Origin of the sequence: Lacrimispora sanguinis (assembly GCF_044987295.1) — a bacterium.
GTDB classification, from domain to species: Bacteria; Bacillota; Clostridia; order Lachnospirales; family Lachnospiraceae; genus Lacrimispora; species Lacrimispora celerecrescens_B.
In genome coordinates, this window is the sequence record NZ_CP173277.1 from 4,950,909 (window position 1) to 4,968,802 (window position 17,894).

The 17,894-nt window shown below is 43.5% G+C and carries 16 protein-coding genes; 15 read left to right on the forward strand and 1 reads right to left on the reverse strand.

Translation table 11 applies throughout. The annotated features are described in order from the left end of the window. Positions 1 to 157 precede the first annotated feature (157 nt). The 11 genes from ACHZES_RS23125 to ACHZES_RS23175 all read left to right on the forward strand — a co-directional run bounded on the left by ACHZES_RS23125 (position 158) and on the right by ACHZES_RS23175 (position 11,060). Positions 158 to 2,971, forward strand: coding sequence for an acetoacetate decarboxylase family protein (locus tag ACHZES_RS23125; protein WP_395547669.1), 2,814 nt, complete (start codon positions 158 to 160; stop codon positions 2,969 to 2,971). Positions 2,972 to 3,033: 62 nt separating this feature from the next. Continuing rightward, the gene (locus ACHZES_RS23130; protein ID WP_154521188.1) at positions 3,034 to 3,810 is read left to right on the forward strand and encodes an SDR family NAD(P)-dependent oxidoreductase; all 777 of its coding nucleotides are present in this window, start codon (positions 3,034 to 3,036) and stop codon (positions 3,808 to 3,810) included. Between the two features lie 597 nt (positions 3,811 to 4,407). After that, entirely contained in the window at positions 4,408 to 5,205 is a 798-nt protein-coding gene (pstB, locus tag ACHZES_RS23135) for a phosphate ABC transporter ATP-binding protein PstB (RefSeq protein WP_084719565.1), read from the forward strand. 105 nt (positions 5,206 to 5,310) lie between these two features. Then, positions 5,311 to 6,168 (forward strand): phosphate ABC transporter substrate-binding protein, encoded by an 858-nt coding sequence (locus ACHZES_RS23140; RefSeq protein WP_404820403.1) that lies wholly within the window; start codon positions 5,311 to 5,313, stop codon positions 6,166 to 6,168. Further along, positions 6,165 to 7,010 carry a phosphate ABC transporter permease subunit PstC gene (gene pstC / locus ACHZES_RS23145; RefSeq protein ID WP_038279849.1) on the forward strand — a complete coding sequence of 282 codons (846 nt, stop codon included), beginning with the start codon at positions 6,165 to 6,167 and terminating at the stop codon, positions 7,008 to 7,010. Before ACHZES_RS23140 ends, pstC begins: the two co-directional genes overlap by 4 nt. A 7-nt stretch (positions 7,011 to 7,017) precedes the next feature. Further along, positions 7,018 to 7,854, forward strand: coding sequence for a phosphate ABC transporter permease PstA (gene pstA, locus ACHZES_RS23150; RefSeq protein ID WP_038279847.1), 837 nt, complete (start codon positions 7,018 to 7,020; stop codon positions 7,852 to 7,854). Positions 7,855 to 7,864: 10 nt separating this feature from the next. After that, complete coding sequence (locus tag ACHZES_RS23155) at positions 7,865 to 8,626, forward strand: phosphate ABC transporter ATP-binding protein (protein ID WP_038279845.1); 762 nt, start codon at positions 7,865 to 7,867, stop codon at positions 8,624 to 8,626. Between the two features lie 33 nt (positions 8,627 to 8,659). After that, positions 8,660 to 9,322: a phosphate signaling complex protein PhoU gene (gene phoU / locus ACHZES_RS23160; protein WP_404820285.1), complete on the forward strand. Its 663-nt coding sequence runs from the start codon at positions 8,660 to 8,662 to the stop codon at positions 9,320 to 9,322. A 411-nt stretch (positions 9,323 to 9,733) separates the two neighbouring features. After that, positions 9,734 to 10,552: a TIM barrel protein gene (locus ACHZES_RS23165; protein WP_395547666.1), complete on the forward strand. Its 819-nt coding sequence runs from the start codon at positions 9,734 to 9,736 to the stop codon at positions 10,550 to 10,552. A 14-nt stretch (positions 10,553 to 10,566) separates the two neighbouring features. Next, positions 10,567 to 10,707, forward strand: a complete 141-nt coding sequence (locus ACHZES_RS23170; RefSeq protein ID WP_395547665.1) for a hypothetical protein — start codon at positions 10,567 to 10,569, stop codon at positions 10,705 to 10,707. 2 nt (positions 10,708 to 10,709) lie between these two features. Beyond that, positions 10,710 to 11,060 (forward strand): DUF2200 domain-containing protein, encoded by a 351-nt coding sequence (locus ACHZES_RS23175; RefSeq protein WP_154521181.1) that lies wholly within the window; start codon positions 10,710 to 10,712, stop codon positions 11,058 to 11,060. Positions 11,061 to 11,267: 207 nt separating this feature from the next. Here ACHZES_RS23175 and ACHZES_RS23180 read toward each other — a convergent pair whose 3' ends face one another. Next, positions 11,268 to 13,052, reverse strand: coding sequence for a PrpR N-terminal domain-containing protein (locus tag ACHZES_RS23180; protein WP_395547698.1), 1,785 nt, complete (start codon positions 13,050 to 13,052; stop codon positions 11,268 to 11,270). A gap of 245 nt (positions 13,053 to 13,297) precedes the next feature. Between ACHZES_RS23180 and ACHZES_RS23185 the strand changes: the two genes are divergently transcribed. The 4 genes from ACHZES_RS23185 to dapA are packed head-to-tail and all read left to right on the forward strand — an operon-like array spanning position 13,298 to position 17,894. Further along, positions 13,298 to 14,539: a four-carbon acid sugar kinase family protein gene (locus ACHZES_RS23185; RefSeq protein ID WP_395547664.1), complete on the forward strand. Its 1,242-nt coding sequence runs from the start codon at positions 13,298 to 13,300 to the stop codon at positions 14,537 to 14,539. Between the two features lie 31 nt (positions 14,540 to 14,570). Then, on the forward strand, positions 14,571 to 15,734 hold the full coding sequence (locus tag ACHZES_RS23190) for an exo-alpha-sialidase (RefSeq protein WP_395547663.1): 1,164 nt from the start codon (positions 14,571 to 14,573) through the stop codon (positions 15,732 to 15,734). Positions 15,735 to 15,789: 55 nt separating this feature from the next. Then, positions 15,790 to 16,953, forward strand: coding sequence for an iron-containing alcohol dehydrogenase (locus ACHZES_RS23195; RefSeq protein ID WP_154521175.1), 1,164 nt, complete (start codon positions 15,790 to 15,792; stop codon positions 16,951 to 16,953). Between the two features lie 32 nt (positions 16,954 to 16,985). Then, entirely contained in the window at positions 16,986 to 17,894 is a 909-nt protein-coding gene (dapA, locus tag ACHZES_RS23200; protein WP_038279817.1) for a 4-hydroxy-tetrahydrodipicolinate synthase, read from the forward strand.

The following is a 17,894-nucleotide window of genomic DNA, read 5'->3' on the forward strand; positions in this document are numbered from 1 at the left end:
TCTATTTTTACTATAGTGCACGATAAACAAATTGTCAAATTTTTATCATTCATGGTACACATTGTTAAATTGCTGATTTTAACGTATTCTTATGGCATTATGAAGGTTATCGTTTCATGCAGATAATCTTATATAGGAATATAGTAGGAGGGGAAAAATGTATAACAAATTATTTGAAACGGGGAGAATTGGAAAGGTAACGATTAAGAATCGTTTGGTCATGTCTCCAATGGGATGCGGACTTGCCAACCTTGATGGAACGCCGTCTGAAGACATGATTGCTTTTTACGAAGCAAGAGCGGTTGGCGGTGCAGGAATCATCATACCAGAGATCACCCGTGTCAATGATGCGCATGGAGCAGGGCTTATGAGACAGCTGTCAGTCACAAAAGACAGGCATATCGGACCACTGGCTGAACTTGCGGAAGCAGTACATAAGCATGGAAGTAAGATATTGATACAGCTGCATCATCCTGGACGTGAAACGGTGTCTGCACTTATTGGCGGACAGCCGGTAGTTGCACCGTCCCCGATTCCTTGTAAATTAGTGAAACAGGAGACACGTGCACTTACCATAGATGAAATAAAACAATTGGTTTTGCAGTTTGTTGAAGGTGCTGCCAGAGTTCAAAAAGCAGGTTGCGACGGAGTGGAATTACACGCTGCACATGGATATCTGTTGCATCAGTTTTTGTCTCCTTATACAAATAAAAGGGATGACGAATATGGCGGAAGTTTTGAAAATCGTCTAAGAATGATTATTGAAATTATCGATGGAATACGGAAAGAATGTGGTCCGGATTTCCCGATCGGCGTCCGGTTAAGTGTAGAAGAATTTTTAGATAAGACAGGTGTAACAGAAGAGTATATCCATATTCAGGATGGTATAAAGATTGCCATGGCCCTAGAGCAGGCAGGCATTGATTTTATTGATATCAGCTGTGGATTATATGAAACAGGCATGACCTGCATAGAACCTATTTCTTTCCCTCAGGGTTGGAGACATGATATGCTTTTGGCAGTAAAAAGTCATGTAAAAATTCCTGTAATTGGTGTTTCTGTATTTAGAGAACCTGCAGTAGCGGAAAAATTCCTGGAAGAAGGGGTAGTAGATTTTATTTCCATGGGACGTACCTGGAATGCCGATGAAGAGTGGGGGAAAAAAGTACAGGAAGGAAGAGAAAGTGAGTTACGCAAATGCATCTCCTGTCTGCGCTGCTTTGAAAGCCTGAATGAATATAACGCTGCCGGTTTACCGCCGGAATGCGCACTAAACCCCAGATATGCAAGAGAGCGGAAATATGGGAATCTTGTTCACGATACCAAAGGACATACTGCAATTGTTGTTGGCGGCGGACCGGCTGGAATGTGTGCAGCACAAACCCTTGCTCTTCGTGGAGTCAAAGTCACATTGCTTGACCGTCAGAGTGAACTTGGAGGGACCGTTAATCTGGCCAAGAAACCGCCGTTAAAGGACCGCATGCAGTGGATTGCCGATTACTATAACGGTGAATTGAAACGTCTTGGAGTAGAAGTGAAATTAAATACGGAAGCAACTGCAGATATGATTATGGAATATAAGCCGGATGCAGTCATTCTTGCCACAGGCTCTGCATCTATTATTCCAGGAAAAATCCCCGGAATAAAGGGTGACAACGTATTTACGGTGGAATCGGTGCTGTCAGGAAATTCAGCATTAAAAGGGAAAAAAGTAGCTGTGATCGGTGCTGGGCTTACAGGACTTGAGACGGCAGAATATCTTTGTGAAGAGGGAAATCAGGTCACCATTATTGATATGCTTGATAAGCCTGCTCCAAATGCAAACCATACCAATGTGGCTGATGTCTGTGGACGGCTTGCCAAATCAGGTGCAGATTATTTGCTGGGACATTCCTTAAAAGAGATAAAAGATAACGAGATTGTACTGGAGAGGTTGGAAGATCATGCAGAAGTAAATGTATCTGCCGACGCAGTCGTACTTTCTATTGGATTTAGACCGGATCAATCTTTGGTTTCTGAATTAGAAGCAAAGGGTGCAGAGGTGAAGGTAATAGGAAGTGCCGTAAAAGATGGAACTATCGCACCTGCAGTACGTACTGGTTATGAAGCAGGAAGTGAATTATTTATGGAAAAACAAAAAGCTCCAAGCTTTCGGGTTTCCAAAGATGAATTACCAAACTTCGGCAAGACTTCTCTAATGGATAATCAGGAGGGACTCTACATCAGCTATCTTACTGACCCGGCAGCAATTGCCCGGATACTTCCGCCGCCGTTGAAACCATTTTCTATGCCGGTAGTTACCTTATCCATCTGCCATGTGAATAATCCTACCTTTGCAGATGACTACTACGAAGCTATTTTGGGGGTTTATGCAACTTACGGTGATAAACTTGGCTTATATACGATGGGCCTGGTACTGGGCGGATCCGGAGCTGAAATGGCAGTACAATGCGGCCGTGATAATGGAAGTATTCCAAAGAAACTGGGCGGAGAATTTGTCATTAGAAGAAATGGTGACACGGTAACAGCGGGAGTAACGAGAAGAGGAACACAGCTAGTAGAAGCAACCATGAAAATCGGTGAATATAATAATCCTCTGACCGCGGCGCTCTATCAATTCCCGGCAGCAGGTAAGCAGACATTTGGAGGCGGGTTCTATTTTCATTTCGACCGGATGCCAGATGAAAACGGTGTTTCTCATTTCCTGAACGGAGCATTGCTTATGAATCAATGCGAATATAATTATCAATCATGGGAGCCGGGAATTGTTTCGCTCAATTTAAAATCAAGTATTGATGACCCATGGGCAGAACTTCCTGTTAACACCATAATAGGCGGTGCTTATTCAAAGAACAGTTTGTTAGTACATAAACTTAATTTAGTAGAAAAATTAGAAGCCAATGATGTAATTCCATATTTATTAACCGGACGCTATGACCGTACGGCATTTATGGAAACAGGCCGTATTTAATTCGATTTTTGGGAATATTATTTGTGATCTCAATTGATAAAAGTGAAAGGATGTATATAAATATGGACAATTTTTTTGATTTAACTGGAAAAGTAGCTGTAATAACAGGAGCTAGTTCAGGGCTTGGTGCAGATGCCGCACTAGCCTATGCAAAAGCAGGAGCAGATGTTGCATTACTGGCAAGACGTATTGAAAAGTTAAACGAAGTAAAAGCAGAAATTGAGAAAATAGGCAGAAAGGTAGTTGCAGTTGGATGTGATGTTACAAATGAGGAAAGTGTAAAAACGGCAATGCAAACAGTGCTTGATACCTTCGGTTACATTGATATTTTGTTAAATAATGCAGGAGTTGCTGTTCGTGGCGGTGTAGACAGCATGTCAGTGGAGGATTGGGATAAATCCTTTGATACGAATGTGAAGGGAATCTTTTTAGCAAGCAAATATGTACTTCCGCAGATGAAGGAAAGAGGCTATGGTAAAATTATTAATATTGCATCCGTAAATGCAGTTGTTGCAGATAAGTTTGATGTATTTATCAGACATTCCTATAATTCCTCCAAAGCTGCAGTGGTTGGTTTAACAAGAGGTATGGCAGCTTCCTATGCTAAATATGGTATCACAGTGAATGCCATTGGACCGGCTCTTTTTGAAAGTGAAATGACGAGTGAAACTTTATTTAAGTCAGAAAATTTTCTAAACCAATATAATACATTGAACCCGGCGGGACGTCCAGGAAGAAAAGGGGAATTAAATGGTACGGTACTCTATCTTTCCAGCGATTGTTCCAGTTATGTTCAGGGCCAGTTCATAATCGTAGATGGCGGAGGAGCCCTTGTATAAAAAAAGTGTTTTAATTGATTATCATCGACGGCTCACTCTAATTTCGAACCGGAGTACATTGACCCGATGATGAGGGAGTATTATCCTTGGATTACCTTACAACAAAACAGCGGTATGCACTTTATCAGGTGCATACCGCCTTTTTTTGTAAGCAGCATTTCACGGTCTGCGTACAATTCTTTGTAAACTAACTTGAAATACAGTATAAATAACCGAGAATTTGGGAATTTGAACAGTATGAATCTAAAAATGTATTTCGAATTATAGACAATAAAATCATTTTGTCAGTCATAAAGGAAAGTATGGTTTTATATTTAAAGAATTGTCCCACAAAATCCTTCGGAATTCTAATTTAAGAATATCGGATCATATGAAACCCACAGAGAGTTCTTTATATTACCTCGCCTGCTGTTCGTTCCGGAGATGAAAATTTTACACAAATTTTACCTATAATTAACACAGATAATGCATTTCATATCATTAATTACTGTATAATTAATATTTGCTGCGAGACAAAAAATAGAAATTATAAATATTAAAAATAATAAGAGCTTCTTATTAAAGTTATAATAAGGAGACGATTAGCGAGGGTGACAAATGGATGATCTAATGTTAGAGTCTGGTCAAAGAGCCAAGATAAAAACCGATGCGGTAAACCTTTATTATGGAAACTTCCAAGCTCTGAGGAATGTTACCATGGATATTGCGGAATGTGCTATTACAGCCATTATTGGGCCGTCGGGATGCGGTAAATCTTCACTTCTGCGTCTTTTTAATCGTATGAATGACCCGATCCCAGGAGTTAGGGTAGAGGGAAAAATTTTGCTTGATGATGTTTCTATCTATGATAAGAGTATGGATGTTGTTGCACTGAAAAAAAGAGTTGGTATGGTATTTCAAAAGCCGAATCCATTCCCTATGTCTGTGTATGATAATATGGCTTTTGGCCCAAGGCATCATGGTATAAAACAAAGAGCTCGTCTTGATGAGATTGTGGAGCGGAACTTGAGCCAGGTGGCTTTATGGGATGAAGTTAAGGACAAGCTGAAAGAATCTGCTTTTGATCTTTCTCCGGGCCAGCAGCAACGTCTATGTATTGCCCGTGCATTGGCTGTGGAGCCTGAAGTCCTATTAATGGATGAATCATGTAGTGCTCTTGATCCGGAATCTACAATGCAAGTGGAAGGGTTAATGGAGGAACTGGCTCAAAAATATACAATTATTATTGTAACTCATAGTATGGAACAAGCGGCAAGGGTGTCTCATATGACTGCGTTTATGATGATGGATCATGATAGAGCAGGGACACTGGTCGAATACGCACCAACAGCAGAAATTTTTGCTAATCCTAAGGATAAACGTACCGAGGACTATATTACAGGTCGTTTCGGTTAAAAATTTACAAAACGTGAACTTGTAGTTCTTTAATATATTCTGAGAAATGGAGGAAATCAAACATTAGAGTTTTATCATAGCTGATGATTTTGATGTTTGATTTTTGTGAGAGATATGAGGAAAAAGATTGTAACATGCAAATTATTAAGACGAATAAGAGGTACTATCAGCGCAGTGATATTGACCTTATCTATGGGTATGCTGACTGCCTGCAGCCAAGCACCTGAATCAGCCACGATTATTGCAGGCTCAACTTCGGTACAACCCTATGCTGAGATTCTGGCTGAAGAGTATATGGCTTTAAATCCGGAAGCTGTGATTGATATCCAGGGCGGAGGGTCTTCGGCCGGTATTACAGCAACTCAGACACACAGTGCTAATATTGGAATGTCTTCCCGTGCATTGAAAGATGATGAAAAAAATCTGTGGAATGTAGAAATTGCCAAGGATGGTTTGGTATTAATCGTGAACCCTAGGAATCCGATTCAAAATCTTACTTCAGATCAGATACGCGATATTTACGCTGCCACAATTACCGACTGGAGTCAATTGGGAGGCACAAAGTCAAAGATCAATATCATAGCGCGTGAAGAAGGATCAGGTACAAGAAGTGCCTTTACGGAGCTGATTATGGGGGAAGAAGAGATAACCCCGAAAGCTATCGTCCAGGACTCTAATGGGGCGGTGCGGCAGTTGGTTGCAGATGATCCCAATGCGATAGGATTTATTTCTTTGGGTTTAGTTACAGATGAAGTGAAAGCATTACATTTAGATAGTATCGAAGCAACACGAGAAAATATAATGAATGGCAGCTACAGACTGTCCAGGCAATTTTTGTTTGTGACTGACGGTGAGCCGATCGGATTAGATAAGAAATTCATAGATTTTACCCTTTCTTCAGAGGGGCAAAGATTACTGATTAATGAAGGACTTATTCCATCAGAAGAGGGGGCAGAGAAATGAAAAGTTTTAAAGAAAAATTATCTGAGCGTGTGTTTCTTCTAATTGCTCTTTCGACTTTATCGGTGCTGGCTCTCATCACTGTGTTTATATTTATAAAAGGTATACCTATTATTGCCAAGGTTGGTATAATAAACTTTGTTTTTGGGATGAAATGGGCCCCAAGTCAAGGCGCCTATGGTATTTTCCCAATGATAGTGGGATCTGTATCGGTCACTATAGGAGCGGCAATCGTGGGAGTTCCCATTGCCATTTGCTGCAGTATTTTTTTGGCTGAGTATGCTCCTGCAAAACTTAGAAACATATTCAGACCAGCCATCCAGTTGTTGGCTGCCATACCTTCCGTGGTGTATGGGTTCTGGGGAGTATTGTTCGTTGTACCAATGATACGTAATTACCTGGGTGGGCCGGGCTTAAGCATATTGGCCGGTTCCATCATTTTGGGTATTATGATCCTGCCAACGATCATCAGTATCACCGAAGTATCTCTTCTTGCGCTGCCTCGCCATTATAAAGATGGGGCACTTGCATTAGGGCTGACACAATGGCAAACGATACATTCCTTGCTGTTACCTGCGGCCAAATCAGGTATCGTTGCCGCAGTAATACTAGGTTTAGGCAGGGCAATTGGTGAAACTATGGCAGTAATTATGGTTCTGGGTAATGCTGTCGCACTTCCTGAATCCGTTCTTGACCCTGTCAGGACACTGACTACGAATATCGGTATTGAGATGGGATATGCATCCGGCGAACATCAGCAGGCGCTTTTTGCCACAGGTATTGTATTGTTCGTTATTATCATGATTTTAAATGCTACTGCCCAATACATCACACGAAAGAGGTGAGGTCACTATGAGAATTAACGCGAAAACTTCCGAGAAGATAGCAAAATGTTTGATATGGACAGCTGCTCTTCTTGTTATTGCAATTCTTTTTTCTATAATTGCCCATATACTAATCAAGGGTATACCTATGATCAGCTGGCAGTTTTTAACGGATATTCCGCGGGATATGGGCCGTTCTGGGGGTATTTCTTCCTCCATTGTTGGTACTCTGATTGTGACCGCAGTAGCCGTTATTGTTGCAACACCATTTGGAATTGGAACAGCTATATACCTTACGGAGTACACACGTGAAAGCAGGGTCACCCGCATTATCCGCTTCAGTGCCGAGTCCCTGGCAGGGATCCCCTCCATTGTTTATGGACTTTTCGGTTTTATCTTCTTTGTTATATACTTAAAAATGGGTTGGTCAATTTTATCCGGCGGATTAACCATGGCTATCATGATTCTGCCAACAATCATACGTACATCAGAAGAGGCGATTCGTACTGTGCCACAGCTATACCGGGAGGTAGGTTTCTCTTTGGGACTCACGAAGTGGCAGACAATAACCAGGACGGTACTCCCATCAGCACTCCCTGGTATCGTGAATGGAGTAATTTTGAGTATAGGAAGATGTGTAGCCGAGACAGCTGCTGTTATTTTAACAGCCGGCTCAGCGTTGCGCATGCCTACATCAATCTTTTCCCCAACTCGAACTATGGCAGTACATTTTTATATACTGGCGAGGGAGGGAATATCCATGGATAACGCTTATGGAACAGCAGCGCTCCTGATTATTCTTATTCTTCTGCTTAATGTTGGTTTCAATATGCTGGTCAATCGGTTCATAGCGAAAGGCCGTTAAGAGGTGAAAAATGACACAGACATCAAAAATAGATATAAAAGGATTAAACTTCTATTATCAACAAAAGCAGGTTATTAAAGAACTTAACCTGGAGTTACCTAAAAACCGGATTACGGCTGTTTTTGGTCCCGCCAACAGTGGTATCACAACACTGCTTCGCACATTAAACCGTCTGAGTGATTTGACTGTGGGAGCCCGTCATGAGGGTGAAATACTTTTAGATGGGAAAAACATCTTTGACCCGGACGTTAATGTGACAGAACTGCGCCGCAGGGTAGGGATGGTCTTTGACGTACCAACATCTCTGCCTATGTCCATCTTTGACAATGTCGCATTGGGGCCCCGTATGGGCGGAATGAAATCCAAGTCGGCTGTAGCAGAGGAAGTAGAGAAGGCTCTGCGTATGTCTGCACTTTGGGATGATGTCAAAGATAGACTGGATACTCCTGCTGCCAGGTTATCCGGTGGTCAGCAGCAGCGCTTGTGTATTGCCAGGGTTTTGGCTCTTGAGCCGGAAGTTATTTTGCTGGACAGACCTTGTTCGGCTCTTGACCCAATTTCAACGGCTAAAATTGAGGAATCCTTAATGCAGCTTAAGGAGCAATACACCATTATCATTGCACCACATACCGTTCAGCAGGCTGGGCGTATCGCTGACCGGGTTGCATTCATGCTAATGGGAGATCTAATAGAACAAGGTTATACCCAAGAGGTTTTTTCATTCCCCAAGGATAATCGAACGAATGATTACCTTACCGGAAGATTTGGTTAAAATTTTGTATTTTATAAGTTTAAGTAAAAGGAGATGAGCATATTGGTTAGAGAACGTTTTACACAGAAGATACTTGACGTGAAACAAAAGGTATTAAAAATGGGCGCTCTGGTTGAGAATATTATTGACACGTCAGTGACTGCTATGAAGACACAAGATCTTGATCTTGCAAGGAATGTTTTAAAGAAAGATGACGAAATAGATCAATTAGAACTAGAAATTGAAAAGGATTGTATGATGCTTCTTGCCCTTCAACAGCCTCTCGCCAAGGATTTAAGGACAATTGCATCGGTTCTGAAAATCATAACAGATCTTGAGAGAATGGGAGATAATGCAGTAAACATTGCAGAGGTAATACTTGAAATTGGCGAAGACCCCATTTTGAATTCCCTAAAAGATATTCCAAGGATGGCAGATATTGCTCAGAAAATGTTAAAAATGAGCCTTGATGCCTTTGTAAATGAGGATATTGCCCTTGCACAAAAGGCAGCTGAGAGAGACGAAGATGTTGACAGGCTCTATGAAACCGTTATAAATGATTTCCTTAACATCATCACAGAAAAAAGGGAACTTACAAAACAAGGTACTAAACTTCTATTCTTAGGACGGTATCTTGAGAGGATCGCCGACCATTCTACCAATATATGTGAAAGAACGATATACATGATTACCGGTGAGTTAAAGGAGATAAATTAGAGGCATGCCTCTGATTTATCTCCTTTCAGACTGCTCTGAAAAACAAAAAAATACAGACTAAAAAGGCCCATGTAATAGTGGGCTTTTCCAATATGCGGAAACGATTTTTAATTGAAATAACTTCAACCATATAAAACTCCATTCCGAAAAATGATTTCTCCCCTTGGAAACTATTGGTCCGGTATGATAGCTTCTAAGGTATTTAGATACAAAGACGGATATAGAAGATATTAAGCGGACAGAATAACTAAATAATTATGTTTTCTTTTGTAGTGTCCATGTTGTCAAATAAAAATTAATGAACCGTCTGGTAAGAGGCTAAACTCGCAAATTGAGTTATTCACTTTAGCAATGAAAGGGGAATTCCGGGTTCCATTAATTTTGCAGGAATTTAGATGGTTGGTAAAAAGTATGAAAAAATTGTTATTTGGTATATCTGGTTTGCCGATACATAACGGCACAAAGAAATATAATTATGCAAGTGCCATTCATTATTTGAAGTCTGTGGGATTGGATGCTATGGAACTTCTTTTTGTCCGTAATGTCAATGTAACGGATCGCAATAAGGTGGCGATACTGGAGGCGAAGAATAAGGAAGATTTTTATCTATCTGCTCATGCGTCTCATTATTTGAATTTAAATGCTGATGATGTTGAAATACAGAATCAATCAGTAAAAAGAATAATTGATGCTGCCGGCGGGCTGAGAAAGGTCAACGGAAGGAGTTTGGTATTGCATCCAGGATACTATATGAAAGATTCAAAGAAAGAAACTTATAATACCATTAAGGACAATTTAAGGAAGCTGCCAGACTGCGGAGTCAATTATAGGCTTGAGACAACTGGAAAAGGAACACAGTTTGGTACTTTGGAGGAACTGGTTGCTTTGTGTAAAGAGATTCCTACCTGCAAGCTTTGTATTGATTTTTCACATATCCATGCAAGAACGAATGGAGGACTCAGAAGGTATAATGATTTTGCGGATATTCTTGGATATGTCTGCAAGAATCTGGGCAGGAGCGCAATAGAGGATTTGCATATTCACATGGGAGGTATAAGGTATACCTCAAAGGGAGAAATAAGTCATGCTCCATTAATGGAAAGTGATTTTAACTATAGAGAATGTCTGAGAGCCATTAGGGATTTTAACGTTAAGGGGTGTATAATTGCTGAAGGTCCGTTACTGGAAAAGGATGCTCTGCTCCTGAAACAGACATATGAAAGATTGTAAAGGAGATTGATTGCATGAAAATTGAAATGACAAAGTATCATAGGGTGGTACTCCCTCCGACCGAGACCAGCGTGTTCCACGCCGCGGTAACGGACAAGTTCGGCGTAAACTGGAATGTCGTTGCTGAAGAAGCACCGAAGGAAATGGAGGGGTGAAAATGAATAACGAACGTGTATACAAAATGGAATTTTCTGGCGTCTACCCTCTGTATATTCAAAAAGCTGAGCGTAAAGGACGCACGAAGGCGGAAGTCGATACCGTCATCCAATGGCTGACAGGCTACGATGAACACGGATTACAGTCTCAAATCGAAAAAAATGTTGATTTTGAGACGTTCTTTGCCGAAGCCCCTCAAATAAATCCGAACGCTGCCAAAATCACCGGAGTAATCTGCGGGGTTCTCATCGAGGAAATTGAAGATCCGCTTATGCAGAAGGTACGCTGGTTAGACAAATTGGTGGATGAACTGGCAAAAGGTAAGCCGATGGAGAAGGTGTTGAGAGGCTAGAAGTCGCTTTTGAAAAGAACTATAAAATAAGATTTTTTGTTTCCGTATTGGGAATATATAAAAATATAATAAAAATTGAGCTAGGGCTTGTACCCTAGCTCCTTTGTCTGTAGTTTGAAGCTGGTAAACAATGTTTTACTAGCTTTTTTTGTCACTCTCAGGTACTCATATGTTTAGTTGACAGATACTTGTGTGATTTATTGCGTATTATTTTTGCAACAGACGCCATAGGGTTGTACGGCTGATACCCAAGCGTTTGGCTGCAGCAGTATGGTTGCCCTCGGTTTCGTTGACCACCCGGATAGCGATGTCCTGGCTGATCTCTGAAAGCGTACGGTTTAAATCCAGAGGTGTGGCGGCATTTTCTTTTAAAGAGGAGAAAGCACCAACATGCCGCTCCTTGCGCAGTACCTGACGGACATTTTCGGCGGTGATGATTTGGCTGGTACCCGTAATCGCAAGTTCCCCAATTACTCTGCGGAACTGGGTGTAATTATGGGGCCAATTGTAACTTTGCAGTAGAGACAGCGCTTCCGGATCAGCACCTAAAATCTGCCGGGGCATGTTGACGTTCATATGGCTCAGGCATAGATTCATCAGAGTGGGAATCTGATGGGAGAGCTGACGCAACGGCGGCAGATACAAGGAAAGACAGGAAAGTTTTTCTCGGAAAAGAGCACCTACTTTAGATATATATTCGCCGCTCTGGCAAACACAGGAAATCATTACCCTGTTTCGCTGGCACACATCCATTTCCTTTAGCACAGCGATAAGCTGGTACTGTCGTTCCAAAGATAATACATCCACATTTGCAAAGTATAGGGTGCTGCCTTCGTCTGCCAACGGAGAGTTGTGATGCTCCATAAGAAATGCCCAGCTACGGTCGTTCAGCAGGCTGCAGTTGATGGACACTAAGGGGTTGTTGCGCAGCGGGCCCCTGATGTAAAGCATGCTGACGATGGATTCCTTACCTGTTCCATCCTCGCCTGTGAAGATGACAGGGGCAGTGCTTTGGCTTATTTGATCAATTTCCTGCTGAGAACCCTGGAGATTTCCCGCAAAGCTGAAAATGCTGTTGTAGTAAGCTGCCTCTGCCTCGGCTCGACCGGAGAAACTGATACCCATCTGGTTTGAGGATACCGGCAATTTTCTTTCATCGAAGAAAAAGGCGGTGTATCGCAAAGAGCCGCTGGCAATTTGCCGAACACGAATGGAGTAGCGCATGCCTTTCAGTGAACGGCTGATTCGCTGATCCCCTTCCTCTCCGGATTGGGATAGTTCCTGACGCAGCAATTCCAATAATTCAGGCTTTAAATCTTCCAGTGTAGACAGAAACAAATTTCCCTGACTGTCAAAGACAATCGTATGCCCGATCTGCCCACGAATAAGCTCTCGAAAAAACAAATTTTCATCCCGCAGGTATTGTTGGCTTTCACACAGCAGCAATGCCTGGTTAAAGGCATTTCGGATACTGTCTAACCCGGAGGTGATCAGGAAGGAATTGATACCGAGCCGCTGGGCAGCGGTGTTAACAATCACGTCGCAGAGTATGGTCTCGCACTGTTTATCCTGAAGACTGCGCAGGGTGGGCTCCACCGCCTCAATAGAATCTACTGTATGGATTTCAATGTCACATTCCAGCAATTCGCATAAGGGCAGCACATGGTTTCGAATATCGGCGAAGGAAATCATGGTAGTCTTTTTTTTCAGCCCGCCCGCCAGTTTGATGGCACAGAGAATATCGTACATAGAAATTTCAATCTCGATAACCGGAATGGTTAGCTGCTGCCGCAGCATCTGCGCCGTTGCACCACGGGATATTACCACATCGTAATCTCCATGAAAGTTATTCCGGGCGATGATAAGACCCTGCTCCATATCCCCCACATAGACTGTCAAATCAATCTGGGGATATTCTTTCGCCAGATTGAGCATCTGAATTTTCATTCCCTCATAGGGCGCAATGCCCAAAACACGAATATCATTCTTCATAGGCACCTCAATAATTTGTTTCATATTTAAACGTATTATACCAAGTGCACAAAAATTAAGCAACAAATTTTTCGTATGTTTCAAATATAAACGATTTATAGATTAAAATAACTTGACGAAAGCAGTGATATTTATATAAAATGAATATAAATTCAAAGAAAAGGGGATTGAAAATTTCCGTAATGTACAAAAAAGGAATTAACCCTTCTAAACTGTTTCAAAATGAAACAACAGGAGGTGAATGTATGGTAAAGCTTTTAATCATTGCAGATGACTTCACGGGCGCACTTGACACAGGGGTGCAGTTTGCAGCCAGGGGTGCAGCGCCAGTCGTGGTCACAGATTTAAACTATGAATTCCGATCAATTGAAAAAACAGTAGAAGTTTTAGTTATGGTTGCAGAAACCCGGCATGTGCAGCCGCAGGAGGCCTATGACATTGTGTACAGCATAGTGCATAGAGCATTTCAAGCCGGAATTGCTTACATTTATAAAAAGACAGACTCCGCACTGCGGGGAAATATTGGCAGTGAATTGATGGCACTGATGGACGCAACAGGTATCGACTCCATTCCGTTTCTCCCTGCCTTTCCCAAACTGGGCAGAGTCACCCGGGAGGGGATTCACTATGTCGACGGTGTACCTGTGGACCAGAGCGTATTTGGCCAGGATCCTTTTGAACCGATTTTGGACTCGGCGGTGGCGGATATCCTTGGACAGCAAACAAATGTGCCGGTGTTGATACACCCGCGAAAGGAAGAGCATAAGATTTCAAATGCCGGCATCCAGGTATTTGATGCTGAAACAGATGAAGATTTAAAACACATTGGCAGGGAACTGGGACTGGATCGGCTGCGATTCTGTGCAGGATGTGCCGGGTTTGCGGCAGTGCTTGCAGATATGCTGAATTTGAAGGGGCCTGCCCCGAAGATACCAAAGCTTGAAGATACCCTTTTCATAGCTTGTGGCAGTGTCAATCCAGTAACGATCAGCCAAATGAAGGCGGCACAGGAACACGGCTTTCCGCATGTAAATTTGAACCCTGTTCAAAAACTGGAAGGTCGCTGGGCGGATAGTAAGGCAGCGGTCGGATGTGTTCGTCAATGGCTGGCACAGGCATATGCTAAAAAATGCTTTATTCTTGATGTGAATGACCCGGAAGGGTGTGAGGATACCGATATCTACGCAAGGGAACATAACTTGACAACGGAACAGCTTCGGGTGCAAATTTCGAATAATCTGGCAGCTTTGATTAAGCGAATGCTTGACGACGGTCTGAACGCTACTCTTTTGTGTACCGGCGGCGATACGCTGATGGCGATAATGCAAGCGGTAGGCATTTCGGAGCTTACGCCAATTTGCGAAATGGCAACCGGGGTTGTTTTAACAGAATTTATTTACATAGATAAAACATATCACATTATTTCAAAATCCGGTGGTTTTGGAGATCAGGATCTGCTTATTAAATTAGCAGAAAAGATTTCCTAAAATATCAAAATATGAACTGGAGGTATAAATTATGAACTATCCTACTCTCGCCGGTTTGACTTTAGACGGTCGTATCTACCGCAACGAAGAAATGGGTACTGTGGAATCCATGGTACCTCCCGGCCCTTTTGCCACCTGTCATTCTCCTGCCATGCTGGAACTGCCAAACGGCGATATGCTGTGCTGCTGGTTTGCTGGAACTTATGAAGGAGAAGCCGACGTACATATTGTATGTGCCCGCCTTCCCAAGGGGGCCGAACGATGGACAGAGCCGGTCTCCGTTTCCGGTGACCCAAAGCGCAGCGAGCAGAATCCATCTTTATTCAATGGCCCTGACGGTGCTGTTTGGTGTATGTACACCGCGCAGCTGGACCGCATTGCGGGCAAAGACAACATGCAGTTCACCTCTCAAATCAGATGCCAGAAGAGCTTTGATGGCGGCCTGACCTGGGGCGGCTATGAAACCGTCTTCCAAAGAGAGGGCAGCTTCTGCCGCCAGCCGATTCAGATTCTGAAAAATGGCCGCTGGATTTTTGGCAACTGGCTGTGCACCGACTCTGAAGAAGGTTTGTCCGGTGACCCCAGCGTATTCCAGATTTCTGATGACCAGGGCAAATCCTGGCGTATGGTAGAGATGCCGGGCAGCCGTGGCCGTGTTCATCCTACCGTTGTGGAGCTTGATGATGGGCACCTTGCAGCTTTTATGCGAAGCCGTGAGGCTGACAATGTCTACCGTAGCGAATCTCTGGACTGGGGCGAAACCTGGTCAGAGCCGAAACCGACACCTCTGCCGAACAATAATTCCTCTATTAGTGCTATCCGTACCAAAAGCGGCCGTGTTGCTGTGGCATATAATCCCACCGCCACTCCATCACCTGTTCCAGGCAAAGCTGCATGGCCGGGGCTGCGTTGCCCTGTTGCTGTGGCACTGTCCGAAGACGGCGGTCTTACTTTCCCATTAATCCGCTTGATGGAACGCGGCGAGGGATACATCGGTGAGGAGAATAAAACAAACAACAAACAGTACGAGTACCCTTACCTGATGCAGAGCGCCGATGGCAGACTGCATCTGACATACGCAGCATACACCCGTAAGTGCATTAAATACGTTAGCTTCACCGAAGAAGATGTTATCGGCGCAAAGCGTGAGTTCGTCGGCGTGTACAACCCTACCTCCGGCGAGGGCACAAAATGAGTAACAGCCACAAGGAAGTCTTTTACTAAATGATTACCAGAAGGAGTGATGTCAGATGCAGACTGTATACAATGTAAAATTGCCCCATGCCGTTTACGGCGGCGAAAACTCAATAGACAATATTACCGCAATCCTAAAGAATCATCAAGTTAAACGTGTAGCCATGTTTACCGACAAGGGAATACATGACTCCGGACTGTTTGATTTGCCGGAAGCAGCTGTAAAGGCTGCGGGAGCAGATTACTATGTACTGGACGAGATTCCGCCAGAGCCGTCCTACATAGCCGTGCAGAATATTGTTGATCATTTCAAGGCAAGCGGCGCAGATATGATTATTGCCTGCGGCGGCGGCAGTGTTTTGGATGCAGCCAAGCTGGCCAGCGTGCTTGTAACCGATGAATACGGTGTAAAGGAACTACTGGATGAGCCTGGGCGTGCAAAAAGGTGTGTCCCAACAATTCTGATTCCCACCACCGCAGGCACCGGTGCGGAGGTAACGCCAAATGCCATTGTCGCAGTTCCGGAAAAGGAGCTGAAAGTTGGCATAGTAAATGAAAATATGATTGCCAATTATGTGATTTTAGATGCCCGTATGATTAAAAATTTACCTAGACCGATCGCTGCCGCTACCGGCGTGGATGCCTTAGCTCACGCCATTGAGTGCTACACCAGCAAAAAGGCTAATCCATTTTCAGACACCTTTGCCATGGAAGCGCTTGATCTGATTTTGAACAATATTATCCCTGCCTGTGATGATCCCGAGGCAATGGAAGCGAAGAACAAGATGCAGATTGCTGCATTCTATGCGGGTATTGCAATCACAGCTTCCGGTACCACAGCAGTACACGCCCTAAGCTATCCTTTGGGTGGCAAGTATCACATTGCTCACGGCGTTTCCAATGCTATCTTACTGGCTCCGGTTATGCGTTTTAATGCACCTGTCTGTCAGGAACGTTTTGCACAGGCCTATGACCGCTGCTGCCATGATACCGATACGATCTGCCAGACAACGAATGAAAAGGCAGAATGGTTGATTGAGCAGCTTGAACGGATCGTACGTCATTTAGAAATCCCAACCAGCTTAAAGGAATTTGGCGTTCAACCCGAGGATCTGGATGGTTTAGTAGAGGCCGGTATGCAAGTGCAGCGCTTACTGGTAAATAATATGCGTCTTGTAACTGCAGAGGATGCAAGAAATCTGTACTTAGAAATCCTATGATTATTATGCAAATAAAAAAGGAGAGAGTTATTATGAAGAATGTTGAATTAAAAGGCATTATCCCACCGATTCTGACCCCGATGAATCCTGATGAATCGATCAATCTGAAGGAGCTGGGAAACCAGATTGAACGCATGTTGGAGGGCGGCGTCCATGGTCTGTTCCCGTTTGGAACCAACGGCGAAGGGTACATCCTAAGTGAAAATGAAAAAATTGAGGTTCTTGAAGCTACAATCGATCAAGTAAAGCATCGCGTTCCGGTGTACGCAGGTACCGGCTGCATTTCCACGGCTGATACCATTCGTATCAGCAGGAAAGCACAGGAGCTTGGTGCCGACGTGCTATCCATTATCACCCCCAGCTTTGCACTAGCTTCTCAAAAAGAGCTTTACGACCATTACGTGGAGATTGCCAAGCATGTAGACATTCCAATCGTGCTGTACAACATCCCTGCACGCACAGGCAACAAATTGCTTCCTGAAACCGTTGCAAAGCTGGCGAAAGATGTAGACATCATCATGGGCGCCAAAGACTCAAGCGGTGACTGGGATAACTTACTTGCCTACATCAACCTTACAAAGGGCCTAGACAAAGACTTCCGTGTTTTGTCCGGAAACGATTCACTGATTCTGCCTTGCCTGGAGGCAGGAGGTGCAGGCGGCATCGCAGGATGTGCAAACGTATACCCTCAAGTTCTTGCATCTATTTATGAACTGTTCAAGGCTGGTAAGCTTGAAGAGGCGAAAGCCGCCCAAGACTCCATCGCCTCCTTCCGTGCCGTATTCAAATATGGCAATCCGAACACGGTTGTTAAAAAGGCTGTTTCTTTGCTTGGTTATCCTGTAGGCGACTGCCGCCGTCCATTCAACTACCTATGCGACGAAGGCGCCACCGCACTAAAACAAGTTTTGAAGGAAAACGCCGACAAAGGGATGTGTTAA